The organism is Sphingopyxis sp. DBS4 (assembly GCF_024628865.1).
Taxonomy (GTDB): Bacteria; Pseudomonadota; Alphaproteobacteria; order Sphingomonadales; family Sphingomonadaceae; genus Sphingopyxis.
Genome location: NZ_CP102384.1, coordinates 155,361 through 180,307, shown reverse-complemented (window position 1 = coordinate 180,307; position 24,947 = coordinate 155,361). Strand labels below are relative to the sequence as shown.

The window sequence follows — 24,947 nt, the reverse complement described above, 5'->3', positions numbered from 1 at the left end:
CGGATGACCGGTCGCCGTTCCCGCATCGAAAGCCTTTCCAATCCGCTGATCAAGCGGATGCGTCTGTTGCGCGAGAAGCGGCATCGCCGCGCCGAGGGGCTGTTCCTCGCCGAGGGGCTGCGCATCGCAACCGAAGCGCGCGAGGCCGGCGTGCTGCCGTCATGGCTGTTTCTCGCCAACGAGGACGCCGCCGCGCACCCGCTCGCGAAGACTCTGGTTGACGCGACCCTCGCGGCGGGGGGCGAGGTGATCGACACCACTCCCGCGATCCTCTCCAAACTTTCGGGCAAGGATAATCCGCAGACGATCGTCGGCATCTATGCCGAGCCGAAGACCGGCCTTGCCGATCTCGATCGCGCCACCGCGCCGATCTGGCTCGTTGCCGAGCGACTGCGTGATCCCGGCAATCTCGGCACGATGCTCCGAACCGGCGACGCGGTTGGGGCGGGCGGGCTGATCCTGCTCGACGAAAGCACCGATCCCTATGGCGTCGAGGCAGTGCGCGCGAGCATGGGCGCGATCTTCACGCAAAAGCTGGTGCAGGCGCGCTGGGACGATTTCCTGCCCTGGCTGCGCAGCGGCCGCGGCGAACTCGTCGCGACCTGGCTCGGCGGCGACACACAGGATTATCAGGCAGTACGCTATGCCGCACCGACCTTCATTCTGATCGGCAACGAATCGCAGGGCCTGCCCGCCGCCTATGCCGCGGCCGCCGATGTGCGGGTGAAAATGCCGATGATGGGCAAGGCGGACAGCCTCAACGCCGCGGTCGCAGCGGCAGTGATGGCCTATGAAGTGCTCAACCAGCGGCGAAGCTGAACGGCGGTTGGCGCTGCCGTTCAGGGCACGGCCATTCAAGGCACCCTAACGGCGCCTTCAACACTCTCGCCACGCCGAAACAATATCCGGTTGGCGAAGAACGAAAGGCTATTTCCGTGACACGCATCCTCCCCCTCATCGCCCTGCCGCTGGTCCTCGCGGGCTGCGCCGCCTCGGGCGCCCCGCAGGCGCCCGGCGACACGCCCGCGCCATCCGCCGCCTATATGGCGATCGGCACCGAACCCGGCTGGACGCTCGAGATCACACCCGAACGGCTGACCTATGCCGGCGACTATGGCGAGACGCGAATCGCCGTCCCGAACCCTGGCGCGGCACCGTCGATGAACGGCAAAACCTACGCCGCCGGGCGGCTCTCGGTCGTGATCAAGCATGCGCCGTGCAGCGACGGGATGAGCGACCGGCGCTATGCCGACACCGTGCGTGTGATCGCCGACGGCAAGCGCGTGCAGGGCTGCGGCGGCGCGATCCTGCCGCCCGATACGCTCGCGGGGTCGAGCTGGAGCTTCGTGTCGATCGACGGAACGCCGGTAGCGTCAGACAGGCCGACCTCGCTGGCGTTCGACGGCACGCGCCTCAGCGGCAGCGCAGGGTGCAACCGCTTCGGCGGAAGCTACAAGGTCGAAGACAGCACGCTCTCCGCTGGACCGCTCGCCGCGACGATGATGGCTTGCCCCGGCCCGGCAATGGAGCAGGAGCGTGCCTTCCTCGACCTGATGCGCGCGCCGGTGCAAATCACCTTCCCCTCGGACGGCACGCTGCTGCTAACCGGCAAGGACGGCAAGACGGCGGCGCTCAAGCGGGTGATTTGAGGAGCGGCGCTTCATCAAAGCCGTGTGCTCCCGCGAAGGCGGGAGCCCATCTCCGGGCGGCGCGATCTTGAACCGGTCGGAGATGGGTCCCCGCCTTCGCGGGGACACGCGGCTCATTCCCCGTCGTTCACCGCAGACGGCGCAGCCGCGAGCTTTGCTAGCGGTCGCGCGGTTTGCTCGGCGACCGGCAGCACAGGAATCTCCTTGTCGCCGGTCTCGACATCGAGCGCCTCGAAGCGCTTCGCTTGCGTCAGTACCTGACTTTCGAAACTGCCGACGAAGGCGTTGTACGCACCCGTCGCCTGGTCGAGATTCTTGCCGACCCGCGCGATATGCGAGCCCATCACCGACATGCGCGCATAGAGCTCCTTGCCGAGCGCCGCGATCTCGCGCGCCTGACCCGCGAGCTTTTCCTGCCGCCACACCGCCGCGACGGTGCGCGCGATCGCGATCAGGTTCGTCGGCGTCGCGAGCAGCACCTTGCGTTCGAACGCATAATCCCAAAGCTCGTGATCCTGATCGAGCGCCGCGGCGAGGAAATGCTCGCCGGGAACGAACATCACGACGAAATCGGGGGTGTCGTCGAACTGGTTCCAATAGGATTTGGCGCCGAGCAGGTTGACGTGCGCCTTCATCGCCGCGGCGTGCACCGCGAGGTGCCCCGCCTTCTCGCCCTCGTCGACCGCGCCGAAGGCGTCCTGATAGGCGTTGAGCGACACTTTCGCGTCGATGATCAGGCTTTGTCCGCCGGGCACCTTGACGACGACATCGGGGCGGAGCCGCCCGCCGTCACCGTCGGCGACGCTGACCTCGGTCTGGAAATCGGCATGTTCGCTGAGCCCACAGCTTTCGAGGACGTTGCGAAGCTGCTGCTCGCCCCAGCGCCCGCGTGCTTTGGGCGCGTTGCGCAGCGCGTTGACGAGCTTCGCCGCTTCGCTCGACACGCGCTCGGTCCCTTCGCGCATCGCGGCAATCTGGCCGTGGAGCAGGCCGAAGGCATTCTGACGCTCGGCCTCGACCTTGCCGATCGCTTCCTCATATTTCTGCAACCGGTCGTGGACGGGGGACAGCAGCGCCGTCAGATTCTTCCCCGCGCTTTCCTCGCTCTGGCGGAAGCGTTCGTCGGCGCGTTCGAGAAAGGCCTTCTGCGCCTCGCCCAGCATCGCCTGCCCGACCTCACGGAATTGCGCGGTGAGCGCCGCCTGCGCGTCTTTCAATTCGGCGATGCGCGCCTCCTGCGCCTCGTCGCGCGCAGCCTGTTCGGCAAGCAGCGCGGCGAGTTTCAAGTCGGCGGCCTTGCGCGCCTCGGCCTCGGCAGCAAGGTCCGTAACCGCCGCCTTGAACCGATCGGACAATCCGTCGCGCTCTGCCTTGAGCGCACCCGCCTGTTTTCCGGCAAGCAACCAGCCGATGAGGGCGCCGAGAACAAGAGCGACGAAAGCGGTGGCGAGCGCGGCAACATTCATAAGTGGAACATAGGACGAACGCAGCGCTTTTGGCTAGCCGCAAATTATCGGGTCAGAGCAGGTAGACGAAGATGTAGCGAGCGATGAGCGCGACAAGAATCGCCGTGCTCCAGCGGCGATCCGCCACCCACATCGCCGCACCCATCAACGCCACGAGGATCAGCGTCAGGGTCGCGCTGAGCGGCCGCGTAAGATTGGGCGCGATATCGGGCTGCGACAGATAATAACCGAGTTGCGCCGCGAGCAGCACGAGAAGCAGTGCGAGCACGACGCGGCGGACGCGAAAATAATGGATGTCGAGGTCGGCGAAACCCTCGGGATGCGAGGGGAAGACGAGCCGTGCGGCGAGAAAATAGAGGCTGGCGAACGCCGCGACCGCCATCAGCGTCGTGCCCGACACCGCGATGTCCGCGCGCACCGTCCACGCCGCCGACCAGAAGGACAGAAGGTCAAGCATCACGAAGATCGCGAGCAACGGAGTGAGCCAGCCGATCGTGAACTTTGTCCGGCCGTCCTCCGCCGCGAACCGCGTTTCGAGAGCGCCGCCGAGTCCGCTCAGAAGCTCGACCATCGAAAGACCCAGCAGCAAGCTGTAGAGTGCGAAGACAAAGTCGAAATCCTTCACGTCGCGGCATTCCATTCGGCGGGCAGGATGGCTCGATAGGCGGCGACATCGGGCGCCCCGCCGATCGTCACTCCTCGCGTCAGCAGCCAATAATGCCGCACGATCTCCGCCTGCTGCTCCAGCCCGTAGCGGCGCAGCGGCCAGCCGGGTTTCAGGCTGTAATCATAGGTCGCGAAAGGATGCCGCATCAGCACCAGATACCAGCGCCCGCGCTGCTGCGCCTGCCAGACGTGGGTCATCTCGTGAAGAAACAGCCCCTTCGCGCGCAATTCTTCGCTCCGCCCGCCGGCCGGGCAGGAGAAATCGTCGCAATAGACGCCGCCTTTGGGGTGGAAATGCAGGTCGCCCATCGGCGCCATGACGATCCGGCGCGGCTGGAAGAAAATCCATTTATAATGGCGCACCCGCACCCGCGCATAGTCGATCGCATCGCCGAACACCGAACGGGCGAGCGCGATTTCTCCAGTCGTGAGGGGGCGCGAAGGGCGCGGCACTTCGGCCTATTTCTTCGCCGCGTCCGTCCCCGTCTTGCCCCCGCTCATATCCATCGCACCGTGATCCATGCCGGCCATCCCGTCGGCGCTCGCATTCGGCGCCGGCTTGATCGGCAGGTCGAACAGGATGCGTTCATTGTCGTTGTCGGTGAAGACGAAGGCCATCGGCAGCTTGCCCGCACGCACCGCGGCGCCGTTGATGTGCCAGATCATCAGATGCTTGCCGCCGGGCTTGAATTCGAGCTTGCCCTTCGCCGGGACGACGGCGGCGGCGAGCGGCTTCATCGTCACGACGCCGTTTTCCTTGACGCTTTCGTGCATCTCGACCCGCTGCGCGAGGTCGGCGGTCACCGCGACGAGCTCGACGTCGCGAGGCCCGCCCTGGACGGTGAAATAGCCCGCCGCGGGGCTGTCGGGCGTCGCCCCCATCTGGATATAGCCCGCGACGACGTTGAGCGGCTGTCCCGCGCCCAGATTCTTCTCGCACGCGGTCAGCGTGAGCGCGGTGGCGGCAAGCGCGGCTATTGCAAAGGGCTTCATGATGCTTGGGACTCCCGAAATGCGTCAATTTTCCTGTCCCAGATACGCCGTCAAAACCCTTGTGCCAAGGCAAAGCGCACCTATATCGCCCCCATCAAATCAACGCACGGCGTGCCTTTTCAGGGCGCCGAATGAAGCAACAAGGACGAAAAAACCCATGGCCAAAGTGATCGGGATCGACCTCGGCACCACGAACAGCTGCGTCGCGGTGATGGAAGGCGGCAAGCCCAAGGTTATCGAAAATGTCGAAGGCACGCGCACGACGCCGTCGATCGTTGCCTTCGCCAAGGACGGCGAGCGGCTGATCGGCCAGCCGGCGAAGCGCCAGGCGGTCACCAACCCCGAAAACACCATCTTCGCGGTCAAGCGCCTGATCGGCCGCCGCTTCGACGATCCCCTGACCAAGAAGGACATGGAACTCGTCCCCTACACCATCGCCAAGGGCACCAATGGCGACGCGTGGGTCAAGGCGGGCGGCGAGGATTATTCGCCGTCGCAGATTTCGGCCTATATCCTTCAGAAGATGAAGGAAACTGCCGAAGCCTTTCTCGGCGAAAAGGTCGAGCAGGCGGTGATCACCGTTCCCGCTTACTTCAACGACGCCCAGCGCCAGGCGACCAAGGACGCGGGCAAGATCGCCGGCCTCGAAGTGCTGCGCATCATCAACGAGCCGACCGCGGCCGCGCTCGCCTATGGCCTCGACAAGACCGAGAACAAGACGATCGCGGTCTATGACCTTGGCGGCGGCACCTTCGACATCTCGATCCTCGAAGTCGGCGACGGCGTGTTCGAGGTGAAGTCGACCAACGGCGACACTTTCCTCGGCGGTGAGGATTTCGACAGCAAGATCGTCGAATATCTCGCCGACGGCTTCAAGAAGGACGAAGGCATCGACCTGCGCGGCGACAAGCTGGCGCTGCAGCGGCTGAAGGAAGCCGCGGAGAAGGCGAAGATCGAGCTGTCGACCGCGCAGTCGACCGAGGTCAACCTGCCCTTCATCACCGCCGACGCCAACGGGCCGAAACACCTCGTCAAGACGATCACCCGCGCCGATCTGGAAAAGCTGGTCGAGGATCTGATCAAGCGCACGCTCGAACCGTGCAAGAAGGCGATCAAGGACGCGGGCGTCAGCGCCAGCGAGATCGACGAGGTCGTACTCGTCGGCGGCATGACGCGCATGCCGCGCGTGCGCGAGGTCGTGAAGGACTTCTTCGGCAAGGAGCCGCACACCGGCGTCAACCCCGACGAAGTCGTCGCGATCGGCGCCGCGATCCAGGCGGGCGTGCTGCAGGGCGACGTCAAGGATGTGCTGCTGCTCGACGTCACGCCGCTGAGCCTCGGCATCGAGACGCTGGGCGGTGTGTTCACGCGCATGATCGACCGCAACACGACGATCCCGACCAAGAAGTCGCAGGTCTATTCGACCGCCGACGACAATCAGTCGGCGGTGACGATCCGCGTGTTCCAGGGCGAGCGTGAAATGGCGGCCGACAACAAGATGCTCGGCCAGTTTGACCTCGTCGGCATCCCGCCCGCGCCGCGCGGCGTGCCGCAGATCGAGGTGACCTTTGATATCGACGCCAACGGCATCGTGTCGGTCCACGCCAAGGACAAGGGCACCGGCAAGGAACAGCAGATCAAGATCCAGGCCTCGGGCGGGCTTTCCGACGCGGACATCGACCAGATGGTCAAGGACGCCGAGCAGTTCGCCGAAGAGGACAAGAAGCGCCGCGAGGCGGCCGAGGCCAAGAACAACGCCGAAAGCCTGATCCACACGACCGAGCGCCAGCTCGAAGAGCATGGCGACAAGGTCGATGCGGGCCTCAAGAGCGAGATCGAAGCGGCTGTCGCCGAAGCCAAGACGGCGGTCGAGGGCGGCGATCCCGCCGCGATGACCGAAAAGTCGCAGGCGCTGGCGCAGGTCGCGATGAAGCTCGGCCAGGCGATCTATGAAAAGGAACAGCAGGCCGCGGCCTCCCCCGCCGCCGACGCTGGCGAGACCAAGGCCGACGAAGATGTCGTCGATGCCGAATTCTCGGAAGTCGAAGACGACAAGAAGTAAGGATGAAACTCTCCCCGCCGCACCCTGAATGTGCGGCGGGGCTGAGGGGGCTTTGAAGCATGTCGCTCGACATCGATTATTACGAATTGCTGGAAGTCGAGCGCACCGCCGACGACAAGACGCTGAAGTCGGCGTATCGCAAGCTCGCGATGCAATATCACCCCGACAAGAATCCGGGGTGCGGCGACAGCGAGGCGCGCTTCAAGGCGATCAACGAAGCCTATGATTGTCTGAAGGATCCGCAGAAGCGCGCCGCCTACGACCGCTTCGGCAAGGAAGGCGTCAATGGCGCGGGCGGCTTCGGCGGCGGCAACGGCGCCGATTTCGGCGACATCGGCGATATCTTCGAATCGATTTTCGGATCGGCGTTCGGCGCGCGCCAGCAACAGCGCGGCCCCGCGCGCGGCGCCGACCTGCGCTATGACATGGAAATCAGGCTCGAGGATGCGTTCACCGGGTGCAGCCGCGAGATTCAGGTCGACGTTGCCGCGCGCTGCGAGGCGTGCGACGGGTCGGGCGCGAAGCCCGGAACCTCGACCAATCGCTGCTCGACCTGCGCGGGGCACGGCAAGGTGCGCGCGCAGCAGGGCTTTTTCATGGTCGAGCGCACCTGCCCGACCTGTCAGGGCGCCGGCGAGGTCATCGCCGACCCCTGCAATAGCTGCCACGGCGAAGGCCGGGTCGACCGGCGCAAGACGCTGACCGTCACCATCCCGCCGGGGGTCGACGAGGGCACCCGCATCCGCCTGTCGGGCGAAGGCGAGAGCGGCGCGCGCGGCGCGGCGCCGGGCGACCTCTACATCTTTCTCCACATGGCGAGGCACAAGGTCTTCGAGCGCGAGGGCACGACGCTCTTCACCCGCGCGCCGATCAGCTTCACCACCGCAGCGCTCGGCGGATGCATCACGATCCCGGGGCTCGACGGCAAGAAGCACGAGATCAATATTCCCACCGGCATCCAGTCGGGCAAGCAGCTCCGCCAGCGCGGCGCCGGCATGCCGGTGCTCAACGGCCGCGGCCACGGCGACCTCGTCGTCCAGATCGACGTCGAGACGCCGACGAAGCTCAGCGCCAAGCAGAAGGAATTGCTGCAGGCGTTCCGCGAGACCGAAACCGGCGACGAATGTCCCGCGAGCCAGGGATTCTTCGGCCGCATCAAGGAAATGTGGGACGATCTGACGGAGTAAGGACGCCCGTCGCCCCCACGCAGGTGGGGGCCGCCGTCGACCTTGCCCCTTATTTGCCGCCTAAATCTCCAGCAGCCCCCGCCTGCGCGGGGGCGACGAGATTTAGCCGATCTCCCCCCTCAACTCCGCAATCAGCGCCTTCACCTTAGGCAGCCGCTCCTCTTCCTCGTCCAGGATCGCATGGAACGCTCGCCGCTTGATCGCCGCGAGGTCTTCGGCGGGCAACGCACCGTCGCCGGTCACGCTGCTCGACACGATGTCGCACAACCGGTCGGCACCGTGGAGCCGCCCCCAGAGATAGTCGTTCTCACGATAGGCGCGGCTGAAGAAGGCGCCGAAGCTGTTGAATTCGACCCCCTTCAGCATCGCCGCCGCGCCGCCGGTGCGGATCGCAGTCGCATCGGAGGGCGAGATGCGGTCGATCTTGATCGGGTCGAACTCGTCGAACCCCTCACCCTGCAGCAGCGGCAAGGTCGCAATGTCGTAAAAGGGATAGCCGAGATAGGCGAGCAGCAGCGTCCGCCGGTCGTCCTTGGGCAGCCCGCCAAGCGCTTCGGCGACGAACGCATCGCCCTCGGCATCGGCACGGATCAGGTCGCGGTGCGCCGCGATGCCGTCGAGCCATTGCCCGGCATCGGCATCGACGGGCACATCAATGCCCGCAAGCCAGCTGTCGTTCTCGCGCTCGAGATAGATGCCGAGCGCGGTGAAGATCGCCTCGCGCATCGCGTCGCACGCCAGGTCGCGCGTGTCGCGCTTCGCCTCGACCACCCGGTCGAGTTCGCGCGCGAGGAAGCGCAGGCGGCGGATACGGAAGCCGAGGTCGTGGTGGCGGAAGAAATCGACGGCATCGTCGCTTGCACCCGCCCCGCGGCGCCCCGACAACCGGTCGAGCCCGCGCGCGCGGACCTCGTCCCAGATCGCGGCGCGGCGATTGCGACGATGGATGTCGCCTTCGGGCGGCGCGAGCCGGTCGACGACGCCGACCAGTTCCTCGACGATCGCCGACAGCTTGAGATGGCCATAGGGCGCGAAGGCGAAGCCCGCGCGCGCCGCCGCCTGATCCTGGGCCTTGGCGCGCCATTTCTGCAACCGCGCCGGGGTCGGCGTGTCGAGGAAGAAGGTGGTGCCGAACAGCGCCGCTACCTGTTCCTCGACCTCGACCTTCATCGCGTCGACGATATGCTGCATCCGACGGATGCGGCGCGACATGCCCTCGATCGCCTCGACATTCTCACGGATCGGCTGTTCGCGCGGGATTTCGGAAAGCGCGCCGAGAATCGTCGAGAGAAAGCCGGGCAGCTTCGGCGCCCCATCCCCGACATCACCGTCCGCCGCTTCGCCGGGCTTGCCGAAGCTGATCGAGCGGTAATCGGGCTTGGGGTCGATATAGACGAAGCGCCGATCGATCTCGCGCCGCGCCGGACGCTGCTTGAGCGCCGCGATTGCGGGGCGGAACGGCGCGTTGGCGAGCACCGAGCCATCGATAAGCACGCGATCGGCGGGATTGCGCGCATCGTCCGCGCCGCCCGCGGGCAATTGGGCGCGGATGAAGGCATCGCGGTCGGGCCAGGCGATCCGGCGCTTGTGCAGCACCCGATCGAGTTCGCGCAGCGTGAAAGGCGGAAAGGCGCCCGGAAAGCTCGCGGTCGCGCGCGCGGCGGCGGCGAGCGCCGGCACGTCGTCGAGGCTCTTGCCCGCGCGCGCGTCCTGCCGGAAATGCAGCATCAGTCGATGCTCCTCCTCGGTGACGCGTGGCGGGCTGTTCAGCGACAGAAAGGTCTGGTGCCCCGCAAAATCGGTCACCGATACGAACAGGTCGACCGGTTGGCCTGCGGGCACCAGCGCCGGCCCCTTGGGGCCCGCATCCATCGCGTCGAAAGCGTCGAGCAACAGCTCCGAGAAGGTCTCGCCGCCGAAAGGCGGTTCGAACCAGCGCGCGCGGACGAAGCGCGACAGCTTCGCGCGCACCTCGTCCTGCGCGCTTTCACCCACCGTCTGGTCTATGACGTTGCCGCGCCGCTTCATCGCCCAACCGGCGATCGGCACCGCCCAGAATTTCGTCGCCGCCGACAGCGGCCGCGCGTCGGGGTCGAGCAGGCTGTCGACGTCGGCGTCCTTCAGCCACAGCTCGGTCAGCGGGTCGAGCGAATGACCGCCGGCGATCGCGCGCGCCAGGAAGATGCCGTTGATCCCGCCCGCGCTCGCGCCCGCGACGATGTCGGCGAGCACGCGCAGCTTGACTCCGCTCCGCTCAGCGATCGCCGCGAGCAGTTCGCCATAGACGCGCCCCGATCCCGCCTGCGGTGCGCCTTCGTGAAACGCCCGCGACGCCGCGGCAAGCCGCCACACCTCCTTGGTGATGCCGTGCATATAGACGGCGAGACTGATACCGCCGTAGCAAATCAGGGCGAAGCGAAGTTCCTTTTCCCGCATCGCAAGGGTGATAGCGCGCTTTGCGCGGCATGTCCCTCCCTCCCGCCAACGCGAAGACTGCTTCGGGGTGGAAAGCGAGCATTATGCCCCCGGTGGCCTTCCGACTGCCGGCAGGCCGGCCAGCCAAAGGGCCACAGGGAGAAGCCATGGACCGCAACCCGTCGTTTCCGCCCCCTGAATAAATCCACGCGACCCAGGACGGCAACAATTCCCGATCCTGCCCGCGCCCGCTTGCCCCTTACCTGCTACATGGTTAAGGCCGGTCCCCATGACCGCCGCACCCTCCTCCGTCCGCATCGCCCCGTCGATTCTCAGCGCCGACTTCGCGCGGCTGGGCGAGGAAGTCCGGGCGATCGAGGCCGCGGGAGCCGACTGGGTGCATATCGACGTGATGGACGGCCATTTCGTCCCGAACCTGACGATTGGCCCGATGGTCGTGAAGGCGCTGCGTCCGCATTCGGCGCTGCCCTTCGACGTGCATCTGATGATCTCGCCCGTCGATGGCTTCCTCGACGCCTTCGCCGCGGCGGGTGCCGACATCATCACCGTCCATCCCGAAGCCGGGCCGCACATCCACCGCAGCGTCCAGCACATCAAGTCGCTCGGCAAGCAGGCGGGCGTCTCGCTCAATCCCGCGACCCCGGCGAAGATGCTCGACTATCTGATCGACGACATCGACCTGGTGCTGGTGATGAGCGTCAATCCGGGCTTCGGCGGGCAGAGCTTCATCACCAGCCAGCTTCGCAAGATCGAGGCGGTCAGGAAGATGATCGAGAAATCGGGCCGCGACATCCGCCTCGAAGTCGACGGCGGCATCGACGCGGCGACCGCGCCGCTCGCGATCGACGCGGGCGCCGACGTGCTCGTCGCCGGCACCGCGACCTTCAGGGGCGGACCCGACGCTTACGCCGACAATATCCGGCGCCTTCGCGGCGCCTGACCGGGGAAGGGCAGGCCTGTGACCTCTCCCCCATCCAGCCCGATTCCCGATCCGGGTGATGACGCCCCGCCGCTCGACGATTCGATCGAGCCCGGCAAGAGGCTGATCCGCCTGCCTGCCGACAAGGGGCTGTCGCTTGGCGACCGCATCGCCAACCAGATCACCCGGCTGACCTGGCGCACGCCGCTCCACGCCTTTCGGTTGAAGGGGCGCTTTCCGCTGAAATTGCTCGGCGTGCCGGCCGATCCGGTGCCCGGCGACATGCGCGCAGGCACCGCGATCCGCGCCGGTCACTTCCTCCACCGCGGGCTGAAGTTGCCGCTAAACGAGCTCGATTTCGCGACGCTTGCGGTCGCGCCGGCCTTTGCCGACTATCTCCACAGCTTCGCCTGGCTCCGCGACCTCGCCGCGACCGGCACCCGCGCCGACGGCGCCCCGATCGCCGAGGCGGTCGTGCGCCAGTGGCTCGCCGCACATGGCGAGGCAGTCAGCGAACCCGCGTGGCAGGCCGACAATACGGGCTGGCGCATCCTCTTCTGGGCCGCCCACGCGCCGCTGATCCTGTCGTCGAGCGACCTCATCTATCGCTCGGCGGTGCTCAACCATCTCGCGCGCGCCGCGCGCCATCTCGACCGCGTCGCCGACAAGACGCGCCCCGGCACCGGCCAGCTCGTCGCATGGATCGGCATCGTCGCCGCGTCGCTGCTGATGCCCGGCGGCGAGCCGCGGCAGGTGTTCGGCGAGGCCGGGCTGCGCAAGGTGATCGAGACGAGCTTCTATGCCGACGGCGGCAATATCGCGCGCTCGCCGCAAGCGCAGCTCGACGCGGTGATGGCGCTGGCGATGCTCGCGCGCGTCTATGACATGCGCCGCATGGAGGTGCCGCCCTTCGTGCAGGAGGTGCTCGCGCGCGCCGTTCCCGCGCTGCTCGGCCTCGTCCACAGCGATGGCGGCATGGGCAATTGGCAGGGCAGCGGCGCGACGTCCGCCCTCCATATCCAATATGTCGTCGCCGCGAGCGGCGTCCGCACCCGCCCGCTCAAGCAAGCGCGCGACTGGGGCTATCAACGGCTCGTCGCGAACAAGGTCGTGCTGCTCGCCGACGCCGCGCCGCCGCCGATCGCGCGGGTGACCGAAGCGGGCTGCGCCTCGACCCTTGCCTTCGAGCTCAGCGACGGCGACGAGCGTATCGTCGTCAATTGCGGCGGTGCCGCGCTGACCGGCGCGACGATCCCCGCCGACCTCGCGCGCGGGCTCCGCACCACTGCCGCCCATTCGACGCTGACGATCGCCGACAGCAATTCAACCGCGATCCTGCCGAGCGGCGCGCTCGGCCGCGGGGTGACCGAGGTCGAGCTCGACCGGCGCGAGACGCCGCAGGGCAGCCGCGTCGAGATGAGCCACGACGGCTATGCCCGCCGCCACGGCTTCATCCACCGTCGCCTGCTGATCCTCGCCCCCAACGGCCGCGAGCTGCGCGGCGAGGACATGCTGCTCCCCGCCCCGCGCAGCCGCCGCAAGGGCGACAAGCGCTTCACGCTGCGCTTCCATCTCGGGCGCAACCTGTCGGCGAGCCTGACCGCCGACAAATTGGGGGCGCTGCTCCGCATATCGGGCGGGCCGTTATGGCAATTCCGCACCTCCGACGGCGTGCTGGAAATCGAGGAAAGCCTGTGGGTCGACGGCGACGGCCGCCCGCACCCGACCGAACAGCTCGTCGTCACCGGCACCGCGCCGGCCGGCGGCGCCAGCATCGGCTGGATTTTCAAGCATATCGGCTGAGCGGGCCGCCGGCGGCTTTGAGACAGTAAGCGATCATTCCCAATCTTCGTCATTCCCGCGAAAGCGGGAACCCAGGATGGGATCAGTCCACGCGCGCTCTGGGTTCCCGCTTTCGCGGGAATGACGAAGGTGTGAGATTGCGAAAAATAGTCGGCACCCAAAATCCCTCCCGTATCCAGCGCCTTTCCCGGCAAGGCCCTCCCCATATGTCACTCGTGTGACAGTCACGTAACACAGCGGTCACAAGGCGCTGTCACTCGCCCCCTCGAATCGCGGGAAGCAAATCTGCTCCGCGATCTTCCGCACTCTCCAGGGGGAAAAAATGCAATCGCTTCGCTCCGTCCGCTCGCGCATCCTGCTCGGCACCTGCCTTTCGCTCGCCGCCGCGCTTCCCGGCACCGCCTTCGCGTCCGACATCGTGGGCACCGTCACCGACGCGAGCGACACGCGTGCGCTGCAGAGCGCGCAGGTCCGCATCATCGAGCTTAATCGCGAGACCGAGGCCGGCCGCGACGGCAGCTTCCGTTTCGGTGACGTCCCCGCGGGCACCTATACGCTGGAGGCGCGCTACGTCGGCGCCGCGCCGCGTACCGAGACCGTCACCGTGTCCGACGGCGGCAACGCCACTGTCAGGCTGGTGCTCGGCACCGACGGCACGATCCTCGTCCTCGGCCAGTCGGCAAACATGACCAGCGCGCTGTCGCGGCAGAAGGCCGCCGACGGCGTCGAAAGCGTGCTGACCCGCGACGCGGTCGGCCAGTTCCCCGACCAGAATGTCGCCGAATCGCTGCGCCGCCTGCCCGGCATCAACATCCTCAACGACCAGGGCGAAGGCCGCTTCGTCTCGGTGCGCGGACTCGATCCCGAGCTCAACGCGACCTCGGTCAACGGCGTCCGCCTGCCCGCGCCCGAAAGCGACATCCGCTCGGTCGCGCTCGACGTGATCTCGAGCGACAGCATCGAATCGATCGAGGTCAAGAAATCGCTGACCCCCGACATGGACGCCGACACGATCGGCGCCTCGATCGAGATCAACACGACGAGCGCGTTCGAGCGCCGCAAGAATCTGCTGACCGCGAAGATCGAGGGCAGCTACAATGAATATTCGGAAAAGCTGACCCCGAAGGGCAGCATCGATTTCTCGCAGCGGCTCGGCGACAATGTCGGCGTGTCGGGCGGCGTCTCCTATTATCAGCGCAAGTTCGAGACCGACAATATCGAGGCCGATGGCTGGGGCGAGGACGACGGCCTGATCTTTCCCGAAGAGGTCAATTACCGCGACTATGACGTCGAGCGGAAGCGCTTCTCGGCCAACCTCAACTTCGATGTCCGCGTCGGCAGTTCAACCAAACTCTATGCCCGCGGCGTCTACAGCCAGTTCGACGACCAGGAGTATCGGCGCGAAACGAGCCTCAAGCTGGAGGATGCGGACACCATCACCGCTAACGGCGCCACCGGCGTCGACTTCAGCGACGAGGACGGCGAGATCAAGATTCAGCGCTCGCTCAAGGACCGCTTCGAGCGCCAGCGCATCCGCAGCCTCGTGCTCGGCGGCGACACCGAAGCGGGCGGCTGGCACGCCCAATATTCGGTGAGCTATGCCAAGTCGGCCGAGCGCGAGAACGGCTCGATCGACCCCGCCAATTTCGAGCAGAAGTTCGAGGACGACGGGCTGGTGATCGGCCTCGACACCGCCGATCCGCGCAAACCCATCTATACCGTGGGCGGGCTCGCAGGCGCGGTCGCCGACTTCCGCGATCCGGCGGAATATGAGCTCGACAGCATCCAGGTCACCAACCTGTCCGACTCACGCGACCGCGAATGGGGCGCGCGCTTCGACCTCGGCCGCGAGTTCGCGACCGACAACGGCAGCTTCACGATCCAGGCAGGCGCCAAGGGCCGCTGGCGCAAGAAGAGCTATAATCTGGAAACGACCTATTGGGAAAATGACGATCTGACGATGGCCGACCTCGTCGGCGATCAGACCTATCGCCTGATCGATATCTCGCCGGTGCTCGACAAAAAGGGGGTGCGCCGCTTCTTCAACGCCAATCGCGACATCTTCGAACTCAACGAATTCGACACGACGCTCGACTCGCTTCTCGACGATTATTCGGTCACCGAAGATGTCGTCGCGGGCTATCTGCTCGGCCGGTGGGACAGTTCGACGCTGCGCGTGATCGGCGGCGTGCGCTACGAGCATACGAAGAACGACATTCGCGCCAATACCGTGCTGACGGTCGAGGAAGGCGGCGAACTGCCCGACGGGACGACCGCCGACGACGACACGATCGCCAGCGTCACCCCGAACCGCTTCCAGCGCAGCTATGGCGACTGGCTGCCCAGCCTGACGATCCGTTGGGAGCCGCAGCAGAACCTCGTGCTGCGCGCCGCGGGCTACAAGAGCCTCGTGCGCCCGAAGCTGTCGAAGCTCGCGCCGCACTTCACCATCGAGCAGAATGACGACGACGAGCGCGAAGGCGATTTCGGCAATCCCGACCTCAAGCCCTATCGGGCGTGGAACTTCGACGCCGGGGTCGAATATTATCTTCCCGCGGGCGGCGCGCTGTCGGCGGGTGTCTTCTACAAGGACATCAAGGATTTCATCGTCGACGCGAAATATCAGAACCCCGGCACCTGGCAGGGCATTGCCTATGACGAGGCGACGATCCCGATGAACGGCGACAGCGCCAAGGTCTGGGGCCTCGAACTCAGTTATCAGCAGGCGCTGCGCTTCCTGCCCGCGCCGCTCGACGGGCTGCTGGTACAGGCGAACTACACCTACACCGACGCCACCGGAAAGGTGCCGGTCGACGGCGACATCACCGACCTGCGCAAGATCGACCTGCCGGCGGCGTCGAAGCACACGTTCAACGTCGCGCTGGGCTATGAGAAGGGGCCGGTCTCGCTGCGCCTTGCGGGCACCTATCGCTCCAAATATCTCGACGAGCTCGGCGACGACGCGCCCGAGGACCGGATGATCGACAATCATTTCCAGCTCGACCTCTCGGCCAAATATGACGTGACCAAGCGGTTCCAGGTCTTTTACGAGTGGGTGAACATCAACAACGCGAAATATTTCGCTTACAATAATGTCGGCGCACGCCGGAATCTGCTGCAGTTCGAGCAATATCGCTGGACGATGAAGTTCGGGGCGCGGATGAAGTTCTGATGCCTCGTCGCGAGGGGCGTCCGGAGGCCTGTGACCCCGGAGCCCCTCGCGAACGCGCGGCGCCGTTTCGGCCCGACACCGCTTGCGATAACGGGCCCAGCCGCCTAGGGGAGCCGCGTCTTTCCCTTCCTGCAAAGGCCGCTCTTTCCATGACCGATCTCGTTCCCGTCCGCCGCGCCCTGCTGTCCGTCAGCGACAAGGCGGGGCTCGCCGATCTTGCCGCCGCGCTCGTCCGCCACGGCGTCGAGCTGGTGTCGACCGGGGGTACCGCGAAGGCGCTGCGCGAGGCGGGGCACACCGTTCTCGATGTCGCCGACCTCACCGGCTTTCCCGAGATGATGGACGGCCGCGTCAAGACGCTGCACCCGACGGTCCACGGCGGCATCCTCGCGGTGCGCGACGACGCCGCGCATGTCGCGGCGATGGAGCAGCACGGCATCGGCGCGATCGACCTCGTCGTCGTCAACCTCTACCCCTTCGCCGCGACCGTCGCCAAGGGCGCGCCGCGCGACGACATCATCGAGAATATCGACATCGGCGGCCCCGCGATGGTGCGCTCGGCGGCGAAAAACCACGCCTTCGTCGGCATCGTAACCGAGCCCGAGGATTATGCCGCGGTGATCGCCGAGATGGACGCTAACGGCGGCGCGACCAGCTTCGCGCTTCGCAAGCGCCTCGCCGCGACGGCCTTTGCGCACACCGCGACCTATGACGGGATGATCGCAAGCTGGTTCGCCTTCGCCGATCAGGGCAAGCTGTTCCCCGAAACGCTGCCGCTCATCGCCAAGCTGTCGACCGAACTGCGCTATGGCGAAAACCCACATCAGAAGGCGGCGCTCTACCTGCCCGCCGGCCCCGCCGCGCGCGGCATCGCGCAGGCCGAGCAGGTGCAGGGCAAGGAGCTCAGCTACAATAATATCAACGACGCCGACGCCGCGCTCGAACTCGTCGCCGAATTCCGCGAGGCCGACCCGACCTGCGTCATCGTCAAGCACGCCAATCCGTGCGGCGTCGCGAGCGCGGCGACGATCGCCGAGGCCTATGACGCGGCCCTGAAATGCGACGATGTGTCGGCCTTCGGCGGCATCATCGCGGTCAACCGCCCGCTCGACGGCGCGACCGCCGAGCTGATCAGCGGCATTTTCACCGAGGTCGTCTGCGCGCCCGACGCCGACGCCGATGCACGCGCGGTGTTCGCGAAGAAGAAGAACCTCCGCCTGCTACTCACCGGCGAACTGCCCGATCCGGCGCGCGGCGGGCTGATGATGAAGACGATCGCCGGCGGCTGGCTCGCGCAGAGCCGCGATAACGGCCGGATTACGCGCGCCGAGCTGAAAGTCGTCACCGAGCGCGCACCGACCGAGGAGGAACTGACCGACGCACTCTTCGCCTGGACCGTCGCCAAGCATGTGAAGTCGAACGCGATCGTCTATGCCAAGGGCGGCTCGACCGCGGGCATCGGCGCGGGACAGATGAACCGCCGCGACAGCGCGCGCATCGCCGCGGTGAAAGCGCGCGAAGCCGCCGAAAGCCATGGCTGGACCGAGCCCCGCACCGTCGGCAGCGCGGTCGCCAGCGACGCCTTCTTCCCCTTCGCCGACGGCCTGCTCGCCGCAGTCGAGGCGGGCGCGACCTGCGTCATCCAGCCGGGCGGCTCGATCCGCGACGACGAGGTGATCGCGGCCGCGAACAAAGCGGGGCTGGCGATGGTGTTTACCGGAATGCGGCATTTCCGGCATTAACGACCTTTTCCGAATCGTCATCCCGGCGAAGGCCGGGATCTTATCCTCGCATCCTGGCGCACCGGCGAGATCCCGGCCTTCGCCGGGATGACGAGAAAGGAAAGGATGCTCCTGTCTCGACTTCGTTCGCCGCGAACGGCATAGGAAAGCCGTGGTCATCCTGACCCGCAACAAGGACCAGCATGACCGCCACCGTCCGCAACACATCGATCATCCAGCGGCTCTACAACTGGACGATGGAGAAGTCGGCGCATCCGCACGCCGAATATTGGCTGGCGCTGGTCGCGTTCGTCGAGGCGAGCTTCTTCCCGATCCCGCCGCACCCATTGCTGGGGCTGATGTGCCTCGCGAACCCGAAGAAGGCGGTGCGCTATGCGATCATCTGCACGCTGGCATCGGTCGCGGGCGGGATGCTCGGCTATTCGATCGGCTATTTCCTTTACGAGAGCGTCGGGCTGTGGCTGCTCGGGGTGCTCGGGCTGACCGACGCCTTTCCGCCGGCCGCCTGCTATCTGCGCGAATTCGGCGCCGAGATCATCCTGATCAAGGGCGCGACGCCGATCCCGTTCAAGCTGCTGACGATCACCGCCGGCTTCATCCACATGAATTTCTGGACCTTCCTGTGGGCCAGCCTCGCCAGCCGCGCCTTTTCCTTCATGCTGGTCGGCATATTGTTCCGGCTTTTCGGGGCCCCGATCAAGGCGTTCATCGACAAATATCTGATGTGGGTCGCGGGCGGATTCATCGTGCTGGTGGTCGCGGGCTTCCTCGTTATCGGCGCGCTGTCGGGCGACGGCAAGGCAAAGGAAGCCGACAAATGCAGCGGCGCGACGCTCGCGAGCATGGGGCTGGATCGGACGTAAACGGATCGGGCAAAACCTTCGCGGGGGCACGCGGTTTATTTGCGCAACGATTGCTACTCGTTCGCCGCCTGATGCAGCCAGTCGGCGTGGCGCGGGGCCTTCTTCGTCCGGCTCCATTCTTCCAGCATCAGCGGCGCGACGCGGCGAAGTTCGGCATATTGCGCGTCGGTGCCGATGTCGCACGCCAGCTCGACGCGGTGACCGTTGGGGTCGAAGAAATAAATCGACTTGAAGATGCCGTGGTGCGTCGGGCCAAGCACATCGACGCCGTTGGCGGTCAGATGGTCCTTTGCCGCGACCAGCTCGTCATAGCTGCCGACCTTGAACGCAAGATGTTGGACCCACTGCGGCGTATTCTCGTCGCGCCCCATGTCGGGCTGGTTGGGCAGCTCGAAGAAGGCGAGGATGTTGCCGTTCCCCGCATCGAGGAAGACGTGCATGTACGGATCATATTCGCCGGTCGAGGGCACATGATCCTCGGCGAAGGCGGTCGTGTAGGTCATGCCGAGCATGGCCTCATACCATTCGACCGTTTCCTTCGCGTCCTTGCAGCGATAGGCGGCGTGGTGGACGCCGCCCAATTTGATCGGCGATTGGCTGGTCATTTTACCCAACTCCGTTCGTGCTCAACCTAATTCCGTTTGCCCTGAGCTTGTCGAAGGGCCGTTCTTTCTTTCGAGCGACGAAGAGAAGAACGGTGCTTCCCCCGGACTTGATCCGGGGTCAGCACGAACGGGATTGGGATCAAGCGTTCTCTTTCACTTCCAGCGCGCCACGACGAATCTGATCGAGCTCCATCGACTTGAACAGCGCGGTGAAATTGCCCTCGCCGAAGCCTTCGTCCTTCTTGCGCTGGATGAATTCGAAGAAGACCGGGCCGATCACGGTCTGGCCGAAAATCTGGAGCAGCAGCCGCGGGTCGCCTTCGGTGGTCGAGCCGTCGAGCAGGATGCCGCGCGACTTGAGGTCCGCGACCGGCTCGCCATGGCCGGGCAGGCGCTCGGCGAGCAGTTCGTAATAGGTTTCGGGGGGCGACGGCGCGAACGGATTGCCGAGCGCCTTCAATTTGTCCCACGAGGCATAAAGATCGTCGCAGGAAAAGGCGATGTGCTGGATGCCCTCGCCATTATAGGCGCGCAGATATTCCTCGATCTGGCCGCCACCGCCCGCGCCTTCCTCGTTCAGCGGGATGCGGATCTTGCCGTCGGGGGCGGTCATCGCCTTCGAGGTGAGGCCGGTATATTCGCCCTTGATGTCGAAATAGCGGATCTCGCGAAAGCCCGCGATCCGCTCGTAGAAGGCGGCCCAATGCGCCATGCGGCCACCGTAGACATTATGCGTCAGGTGATCGATGACCTTGAGGCCGGCCCCGACGGGATGGCGATCGACGCCTTTCTCATAGACGAAATCGATGTCGTAAATGCTGAGGTCGTCGCCGTAGCGGTCGATCAGATAGATGATCGAGCCGCCGATGCCGCGAATCGCGGGGAGGCGCAGTTCCATCGGTCCGGTCTTGCCCTCGACCGGCTCGGCGCCGCGCTCGATCGCCGCAGCATAGGCTTTCGCGGCGTCGCGGCAGCGCCAGCCCATGCCGCACGCCGACGGACCATGCTCGGCGGCGAAATAGGCCGCAGGCGACTTGGGCTCGTAATTGGCGATCAGGTTGATGTCGCCCTGACGCCACAATTGCACATCCTTCGAACGGTGCCGCGCGACCAGCGTGAAGCCCATGCGTTCGAAGACCGGTTCGAGCATGCCCTTTTCGGGCGCCGAAAATTCGACGAACTCGAAACCGTCGAGGCCCAGCGGGTTTTCGAACAGGTCGGCCATAGTCAGTCCCTCACATGGTTTCAATTGAAACTATTATGAGGGATCGAGGCGAGGGAGTCAATGCGCGAGCCCTTTCCCATACTTCGTCATTCCCGCGAAAGCGGGAACCCAGAGCGTGCATCGGCTGACCCCACACTGGGTTCCCGCTTTCGCGGGAATGACGAAGGTGGGAATCTCAACTCCCCACCCGTTCGGGCCATTGAGCGTAATCCTCGACTAGGCGGCTGCCGTCTCGATCGCTTCGAGCGCGTCCATCCACGCCGCCTCGACGGTTTCGAGTTCGGACGCGAGCTTGCCGCGGCGCTGCGACAGGTCGCCCATCTTCAGCTTCGCCAGCGCGGGGTCGGCGCTCGCGGGATCGAACATCGCACGGTCGATCGCGCTGATCTGCTGCGCGAGCTTGCCGGCGCGCGCCTCATGATCCTTGGCCGATTTGCGGAGCGCCGCCTGTGCCTCGCGCGCCTTCGCGGCTTCCTGCCGAGCGGCCTTCGCATCCTTGGGCTTGGCGGGCGCCGCCTTCATATCGTCGTTCGCGGCCGATTTGCCGAGGATGAAGGCGACATAATCGTCCATGCTGCCGTCGAAATCGCGCGCCGTGCCGCCATCGACGAGCACCAGCCGATCGGCGCTGAGTTCGAGCATATGGCGATCGTGGCTGACGACCAGCACCGCGCCGTCGAAGCCGTTCAGCGCCTGCACCAGCGCCTCGCGCGCATCGACGTCGAGGTGGTTGGTCGGCTCGTCGAGGATCAGCAGGTGCGGCGCCTCGCGCGTGATCAGCGCGAGCGCGAGCCGGGCGCGTTCGCCGCCCGACAGCTTCGCGACCTCGGTCGTCGCCTTGTTGCCCGAAAAGCCAAAGCGCCCCAGTTGCGCGCGCACCGCGCCGGGGGTCTTGCCCGCCATCACGCGGGTCATATGGCCGAGCGGCGTGTCGTCGCCATCGAGTTCCTCGACCTGATACTGGGTGAAATATCCGACACGCATCTTGCCCGCGACATTCATCGCACCATCCTCGGGCTTCAATTGCGCCGCGAGCAGCCGTGCGAGCGTCGTCTTGCCGTTGCCGTTGCGGCCAAGCAGCGCGATGCGATCGTCGGGATCAATGCGAAGGTTGAGGCGCGACAGCACCGGCTCGCCGGGCGCATAGCCGACGCTTGCAAGGTCGAGCGTGATCAGCGGCGGCTTCAATTCGTCGCCGGGGCTGGGGAAGTCGAAGACGAGACTGGGGTCTTCCGAAATCGCCGCGATCGGCTGCATCCGCGCGAGCTGCTTGGCGCGCGACTGCGCCTGCTTCGCGGTCGAAGCGCGGGCGCTATTGCGCGCGATATAGTCCTGCAGCTTCGCGCGCTGCGCATCCTGCGCCGCCTTGGCGGCTGCAAGCTGCGCCGCGCGTTCGGCGCGCTGGCGCTCGAAGGCGTCGTAACCGCCCGCATAGAGCGTCACCTTGCCGCCCTCCAGATGCAGGATATGATCGACGACATTGTTGAGCAGGTCGCGCTCGTGGCTGATCACGACGAGCTGCCCCGGATAGGCGCGCAGAAAGCTTTCGAGCCACATCGTCGCCTCGAGGTCGAGGTGGTTCGAGGGCTCGTCGAGCAGCAACAGGTCGGGGTTCGAAAAGAGCAGCGCCGCCAATGCGACGCGCATCTTCCACCCGCCTGAGAAGCTGTCGAGCGGCTGCCCCTGCATATCCTCGTCGAAGCCGAGCCCGATCAGGATGCGCGCGGCGCGCGCGGGCGCCGTATAGGCGTCGATCGCGATCAGCCGCTCGTGGATGTCGGCGAGCCCGTCGGGATCGGTTTCGGTCTCCGATCGCACGAGCAGGTCGGCGCGCTCGGTGTCGGCGGCGAGCACGGTTTCGAACGGCGTCGCGGTGCCGCTCGGCGCCTCCTGCGCGATATAGCCGACGCGAGTGCGGCGCGGCATTTCGATCGCGCCGTCGTCGGCCTCGAGCTGGCCGATCATCACCTTCATCAGGGTCGACTTGCCCGCGCCGTTGCGCCCTATCAGCCCAACGCGGCTCTTCGGCGGCAAGCTCGCGCTCGCGCGGTCGAGGATGGTGCGCCCGCCGAGGCGCACGGTGAGGCCATTGATCGTCAGCATGGGCGCGCCGCCTAGCATGGTGCGACGCAAAGCCCAAGCCCGAGGCTGGCTTTTCGGTGCGCCGCGCGGCACAAATGCACGCATGAGCGACCTCGCCCCCTTTCACATCGCCTTTCCGGTCGACGACCTCGATGCAGCACGCCACTTCTACGGCACGGTGCTGGGCTGTCCCGAGGGGCGGAGCGATGGCGACTGGATCGACTTCGACCTCTATGGTCACCAGATCGTCGCGCACCGCGTTAAAGGCCATCGAGTCGTCGCGGGGCATAATCCGGTCGATGGCCACGACGTGCCGGTACCGCATTTCGGCGTCGTGCTGCCGCCCGATCAATGGCGGGCACTCGCCGAGCGGCTGAAGCACCATGGCGTCGCCTTCGTGATCGAGCCGCACACGCGCTTTGCGGGCCAGCCTGGCGAGCAATCGACGATGTTCTTCCTCGACCCCGCTGGCAACGCGCTGGAATTCAAGGCCTTCGCCGACCTGGAGCAGTTGTTCGCGCGATAGGCGTCAGTGCGATGCGCCCATCGATATCTGCTGCGGGCGCGGCGCGAGCCACACCGCAATGGCTGCGATGATGAAGATCACCCCTGACGCGAGAAAGAGGTGGATCACCCCCAGTGTCGCGGCCTGCCCCTCGACCAGCCGGTCGAGCACGCCGCGCGCCTGGTCGGCGGTGAGCCCCCCGCTTTCCATCGACGCCAGCGCGCCCGCAGGATTGTTAAGCGCCGACACCAGCTCGGAGCGCGAGACGCGGCTCGCGTCATCCCATGCCGTCGTCGCGATCGCGGTGCCGATCGCACCGCTCAACGTTCTGAGGAAGCTCATCAAGCCGGCGGCGGAGGTCTGGTCGCGCATCGGCACCGAACTCAGTGCGAGCGCGGTCAGCCCGACGAAGAAGAAGGGCATGCCCACGCCCTGCAACAGATGGGGAAGCGCGAGCGACCAATAGCCGACCTCGGTATTCCAGCCCGCGCGCAGGACCGACGTCATCGCCATCCACAGGATGCCCGCGCAAATCGAGATGCGGATATCGACCTTGCCGATCATCCCGGCCGCGACCGGCGACAGCAAGACCGCGAAACAGCCGAGCCAGGCGACGACGAACCCCGTCTCGGTCGCGGTATAGCCGACGACCTGTTGCAGCCAGAGCGGCGTCAGCACCACCTGCGCGAAGAAGGCACCGAAGCCCAGCGAGATGGCAAGCGTTGCAAAGCTGAATCCGCGGAAGCGGAAGACGCGAAGGTCGACCACCGGATTGGCGTCGGTCAATTCCCAGATGATGAAGGCGGCGAAACTGATCGCGGCGACGATCGCGAGCATCACGATCCACGCCGATCCGAACCAGTCATGTTCGCGCCCGGTGTCGAGCATGATCTGGAAAGCGCCGACCGACACAACGAGCAGGATCAGGCCGACGACGTCGATCCGCGCCTTTTCGCGCTTCGTCTCGAACCCGCCGAGCAGGCTGCCGACGCCGAAAGCGCAAAGCGCGACGACGGGCAGGTTGATGAAGAAAATCCACGGCCAGCTCCAATTGTCGCTGATCAGCCCGCCGAGGATCGGGCCGAGGATCGGGGCGGTGGTGGTCGTCATCGCCCAGATCGCCAGCCCTGCCCCCGCCTTCTCCTTCGGGAAGATGCGCAGCAGCAAGATCTGCGACAGCGGCATCAGCGGCCCGCCCGACAGACCCTGGAGCACGCGGAACAGGATCAGCGCGTCGAGCGTGCGCGATATGCCGCACAGGAAGGAAAAGAGGCCGAAGCCGAGGATCGAGATGATGAACCAGCGCACCGTCCCGAACCGAAATGCAAGCCAGCCGGTCAGCGGCACGCTGATCGCGTCGGCGACCGCATAGCTGGTGATCACCCACGTTCCTTGGGTGGGCGAGACCGCAAGGCCGCCTGCAATATGCGGCACCGACACGTTGGCGATCGTCGAGTCGAGCACGACAACGAAGTTGGCGAGCGCCAGCGCGAAGGCGGCGATGATCAGCTTCGCGCCGCTGAGCGGTTGCGGCTCGGCCGGGATGGCGGGGGCAGCGGCGCTGGCCATGAT

The 24,947-nt window shown here is 66.0% G+C and carries 19 protein-coding genes; 10 read left to right on the top strand and 9 right to left on the bottom strand.

Annotated features, from left to right (window positions below; translation table 11 throughout):
• Positions 1-3 precede the first annotated feature (3 nt).
• Both NP825_RS00780 and NP825_RS00775 read left to right on the top strand, forming a co-directional pair.
• A complete protein-coding gene (locus NP825_RS00780; protein WP_257547582.1) occupies positions 4-819 on the top strand; it encodes an RNA methyltransferase in 816 nt (271 codons plus the stop codon).
• Positions 820-935: 116 nt separating this feature from the next.
• The gene (locus NP825_RS00775) at positions 936-1,649 is read left to right on the top strand and encodes an META domain-containing protein (protein WP_257547580.1); all 714 of its coding nucleotides are present in this window, start codon (positions 936-938) and stop codon (positions 1,647-1,649) included.
• 113 nt (positions 1,650-1,762) lie between these two features.
• Here the strand turns inward: NP825_RS00775 and NP825_RS00770 are convergent, their stop codons facing one another.
• Genes NP825_RS00770 through NP825_RS00755 form a run of 4 tightly spaced genes read right to left on the bottom strand, consistent with a single transcriptional unit; the run spans position 1,763 to position 4,774 of the window.
• Positions 1,763-3,115 carry a DNA recombination protein RmuC gene (locus NP825_RS00770; protein ID WP_257547578.1) on the bottom strand — a complete coding sequence of 451 codons (1,353 nt, stop codon included), beginning with the start codon at positions 3,113-3,115 and terminating at the stop codon, positions 1,763-1,765.
• Between the two features lie 52 nt (positions 3,116-3,167).
• Positions 3,168-3,740 (bottom strand): hypothetical protein, encoded by a 573-nt coding sequence (locus tag NP825_RS00765; protein ID WP_257547576.1) that lies wholly within the window; start codon positions 3,738-3,740, stop codon positions 3,168-3,170.
• Positions 3,737-4,234, bottom strand: a complete 498-nt coding sequence (locus NP825_RS00760; protein WP_257547574.1) for a vgr related protein — start codon at positions 4,232-4,234, stop codon at positions 3,737-3,739. The genes NP825_RS00765 and NP825_RS00760 overlap by 4 nt, the downstream gene beginning before the upstream one ends.
• A gap of 6 nt (positions 4,235-4,240) precedes the next feature.
• Positions 4,241-4,774 (bottom strand): copper chaperone PCu(A)C, encoded by a 534-nt coding sequence (locus NP825_RS00755; protein WP_257547572.1) that lies wholly within the window; start codon positions 4,772-4,774, stop codon positions 4,241-4,243.
• A 157-nt stretch (positions 4,775-4,931) separates the two neighbouring features.
• On the opposite strand from NP825_RS00755, the gene dnaK reads away from it, so the two are divergent.
• Both dnaK and dnaJ read left to right on the top strand, forming a co-directional pair.
• Complete coding sequence (dnaK, locus tag NP825_RS00750) at positions 4,932-6,836, top strand: molecular chaperone DnaK (protein ID WP_257547570.1); 1,905 nt, start codon at positions 4,932-4,934, stop codon at positions 6,834-6,836.
• 59 nt (positions 6,837-6,895) lie between these two features.
• Positions 6,896-8,023 carry a molecular chaperone DnaJ gene (gene dnaJ, locus NP825_RS00745; RefSeq protein ID WP_257547568.1) on the top strand — a complete coding sequence of 376 codons (1,128 nt, stop codon included), beginning with the start codon at positions 6,896-6,898 and terminating at the stop codon, positions 8,021-8,023.
• A gap of 102 nt (positions 8,024-8,125) precedes the next feature.
• On the opposite strand, the gene NP825_RS00740 is transcribed toward dnaJ, so the two are convergent.
• The gene (locus NP825_RS00740; protein ID WP_257547565.1) at positions 8,126-10,459 is read right to left on the bottom strand and encodes a patatin-like protein; all 2,334 of its coding nucleotides are present in this window, start codon (positions 10,457-10,459) and stop codon (positions 8,126-8,128) included.
• Between the two features lie 268 nt (positions 10,460-10,727).
• Here NP825_RS00740 and rpe point away from each other — a divergent pair, with 268 nt between their 5' ends.
• The 5 genes from rpe to NP825_RS00715 all read left to right on the top strand — a co-directional run bounded on the left by rpe (position 10,728) and on the right by NP825_RS00715 (position 18,958).
• A complete protein-coding gene (gene rpe, locus NP825_RS00735; RefSeq protein ID WP_257547563.1) occupies positions 10,728-11,399 on the top strand; it encodes a ribulose-phosphate 3-epimerase in 672 nt (223 codons plus the stop codon).
• Between the two features lie 18 nt (positions 11,400-11,417).
• A complete protein-coding gene (locus NP825_RS00730; RefSeq protein ID WP_257547561.1) occupies positions 11,418-13,181 on the top strand; it encodes a heparinase II/III family protein in 1,764 nt (587 codons plus the stop codon).
• A gap of 322 nt (positions 13,182-13,503) precedes the next feature.
• Positions 13,504-16,353 (top strand): TonB-dependent receptor, encoded by a 2,850-nt coding sequence (locus tag NP825_RS00725; RefSeq protein ID WP_257547559.1) that lies wholly within the window; start codon positions 13,504-13,506, stop codon positions 16,351-16,353.
• Between the two features lie 149 nt (positions 16,354-16,502).
• Positions 16,503-18,095 carry a bifunctional phosphoribosylaminoimidazolecarboxamide formyltransferase/IMP cyclohydrolase gene (gene purH, locus NP825_RS00720; RefSeq protein ID WP_257547558.1) on the top strand — a complete coding sequence of 531 codons (1,593 nt, stop codon included), beginning with the start codon at positions 16,503-16,505 and terminating at the stop codon, positions 18,093-18,095.
• A 209-nt stretch (positions 18,096-18,304) separates the two neighbouring features.
• On the top strand, positions 18,305-18,958 hold the full coding sequence (locus NP825_RS00715) for a YqaA family protein (protein ID WP_257551230.1): 654 nt from the start codon (positions 18,305-18,307) through the stop codon (positions 18,956-18,958).
• Positions 18,959-19,011: 53 nt separating this feature from the next.
• Here NP825_RS00715 and NP825_RS00710 read toward each other — a convergent pair whose 3' ends face one another.
• The 3 genes from NP825_RS00710 to NP825_RS00700 all read right to left on the bottom strand — a co-directional run bounded on the left by NP825_RS00710 (position 19,012) and on the right by NP825_RS00700 (position 22,891).
• Entirely contained in the window at positions 19,012-19,563 is a 552-nt protein-coding gene (locus tag NP825_RS00710; RefSeq protein ID WP_257547557.1) for a VOC family protein, read from the bottom strand.
• A 139-nt stretch (positions 19,564-19,702) separates the two neighbouring features.
• Positions 19,703-20,788: a 4-hydroxyphenylpyruvate dioxygenase gene (hppD, locus tag NP825_RS00705; protein ID WP_257547556.1), complete on the bottom strand. Its 1,086-nt coding sequence runs from the start codon at positions 20,786-20,788 to the stop codon at positions 19,703-19,705.
• A 216-nt stretch (positions 20,789-21,004) separates the two neighbouring features.
• A complete protein-coding gene (locus NP825_RS00700; protein ID WP_257547555.1) occupies positions 21,005-22,891 on the bottom strand; it encodes an ABC-F family ATP-binding cassette domain-containing protein in 1,887 nt (628 codons plus the stop codon).
• An 82-nt stretch (positions 22,892-22,973) separates the two neighbouring features.
• On the opposite strand from NP825_RS00700, the gene NP825_RS00695 reads away from it, so the two are divergent.
• A complete protein-coding gene (locus NP825_RS00695) occupies positions 22,974-23,396 on the top strand; it encodes a VOC family protein (protein ID WP_257547554.1) in 423 nt (140 codons plus the stop codon).
• Between the two features lie 3 nt (positions 23,397-23,399).
• Here NP825_RS00695 and NP825_RS00690 read toward each other — a convergent pair whose 3' ends face one another.
• A complete protein-coding gene (locus NP825_RS00690; protein ID WP_257547553.1) occupies positions 23,400-24,944 on the bottom strand; it encodes a DHA2 family efflux MFS transporter permease subunit in 1,545 nt (514 codons plus the stop codon).
• Between the last annotated feature and the right edge of the window lie 3 nt (positions 24,945-24,947).

Excerpts from the sequence above, each read along its gene's own strand:
- NP825_RS00780 (WP_257547582.1), top strand. The coding sequence starts at position 4 with ATGACCGGTCGCCGTTCCCGCATCGAAAGCCTTTCCAATCCGCTGATC.
- NP825_RS00770 (WP_257547578.1), bottom strand. The coding sequence starts at position 3,115 with ATGAATGTTGCCGCGCTCGCCACCGCTTTCGTCGCTCTTGTTCTCGGC.
- NP825_RS00755 (WP_257547572.1), bottom strand. The coding sequence starts at position 4,774 with ATGAAGCCCTTTGCAATAGCCGCGCTTGCCGCCACCGCGCTCACGCTG.
- dnaK (WP_257547570.1), top strand. The coding sequence starts at position 4,932 with ATGGCCAAAGTGATCGGGATCGACCTCGGCACCACGAACAGCTGCGTC.
- dnaJ (WP_257547568.1), top strand. The coding sequence starts at position 6,896 with ATGTCGCTCGACATCGATTATTACGAATTGCTGGAAGTCGAGCGCACC.
- NP825_RS00740 (WP_257547565.1), bottom strand. The coding sequence starts at position 10,459 with ATGCGGGAAAAGGAACTTCGCTTCGCCCTGATTTGCTACGGCGGTATC.
- rpe (WP_257547563.1), top strand. The coding sequence starts at position 10,728 with ATGACCGCCGCACCCTCCTCCGTCCGCATCGCCCCGTCGATTCTCAGC.
- NP825_RS00725 (WP_257547559.1), top strand. The coding sequence starts at position 13,504 with ATGCAATCGCTTCGCTCCGTCCGCTCGCGCATCCTGCTCGGCACCTGC.
- purH (WP_257547558.1), top strand. The coding sequence starts at position 16,503 with ATGACCGATCTCGTTCCCGTCCGCCGCGCCCTGCTGTCCGTCAGCGAC.
- NP825_RS00710 (WP_257547557.1), bottom strand. The coding sequence starts at position 19,563 with ATGACCAGCCAATCGCCGATCAAATTGGGCGGCGTCCACCACGCCGCC.
- hppD (WP_257547556.1), bottom strand. The coding sequence starts at position 20,788 with ATGGCCGACCTGTTCGAAAACCCGCTGGGCCTCGACGGTTTCGAGTTC.
- NP825_RS00700 (WP_257547555.1), bottom strand. The coding sequence starts at position 22,891 with ATGCTGACGATCAATGGCCTCACCGTGCGCCTCGGCGGGCGCACCATC.
- NP825_RS00695 (WP_257547554.1), top strand. The coding sequence starts at position 22,974 with ATGAGCGACCTCGCCCCCTTTCACATCGCCTTTCCGGTCGACGACCTC.
- NP825_RS00690 (WP_257547553.1), bottom strand. The coding sequence starts at position 24,944 with ATGGCCAGCGCCGCTGCCCCCGCCATCCCGGCCGAGCCGCAACCGCTC.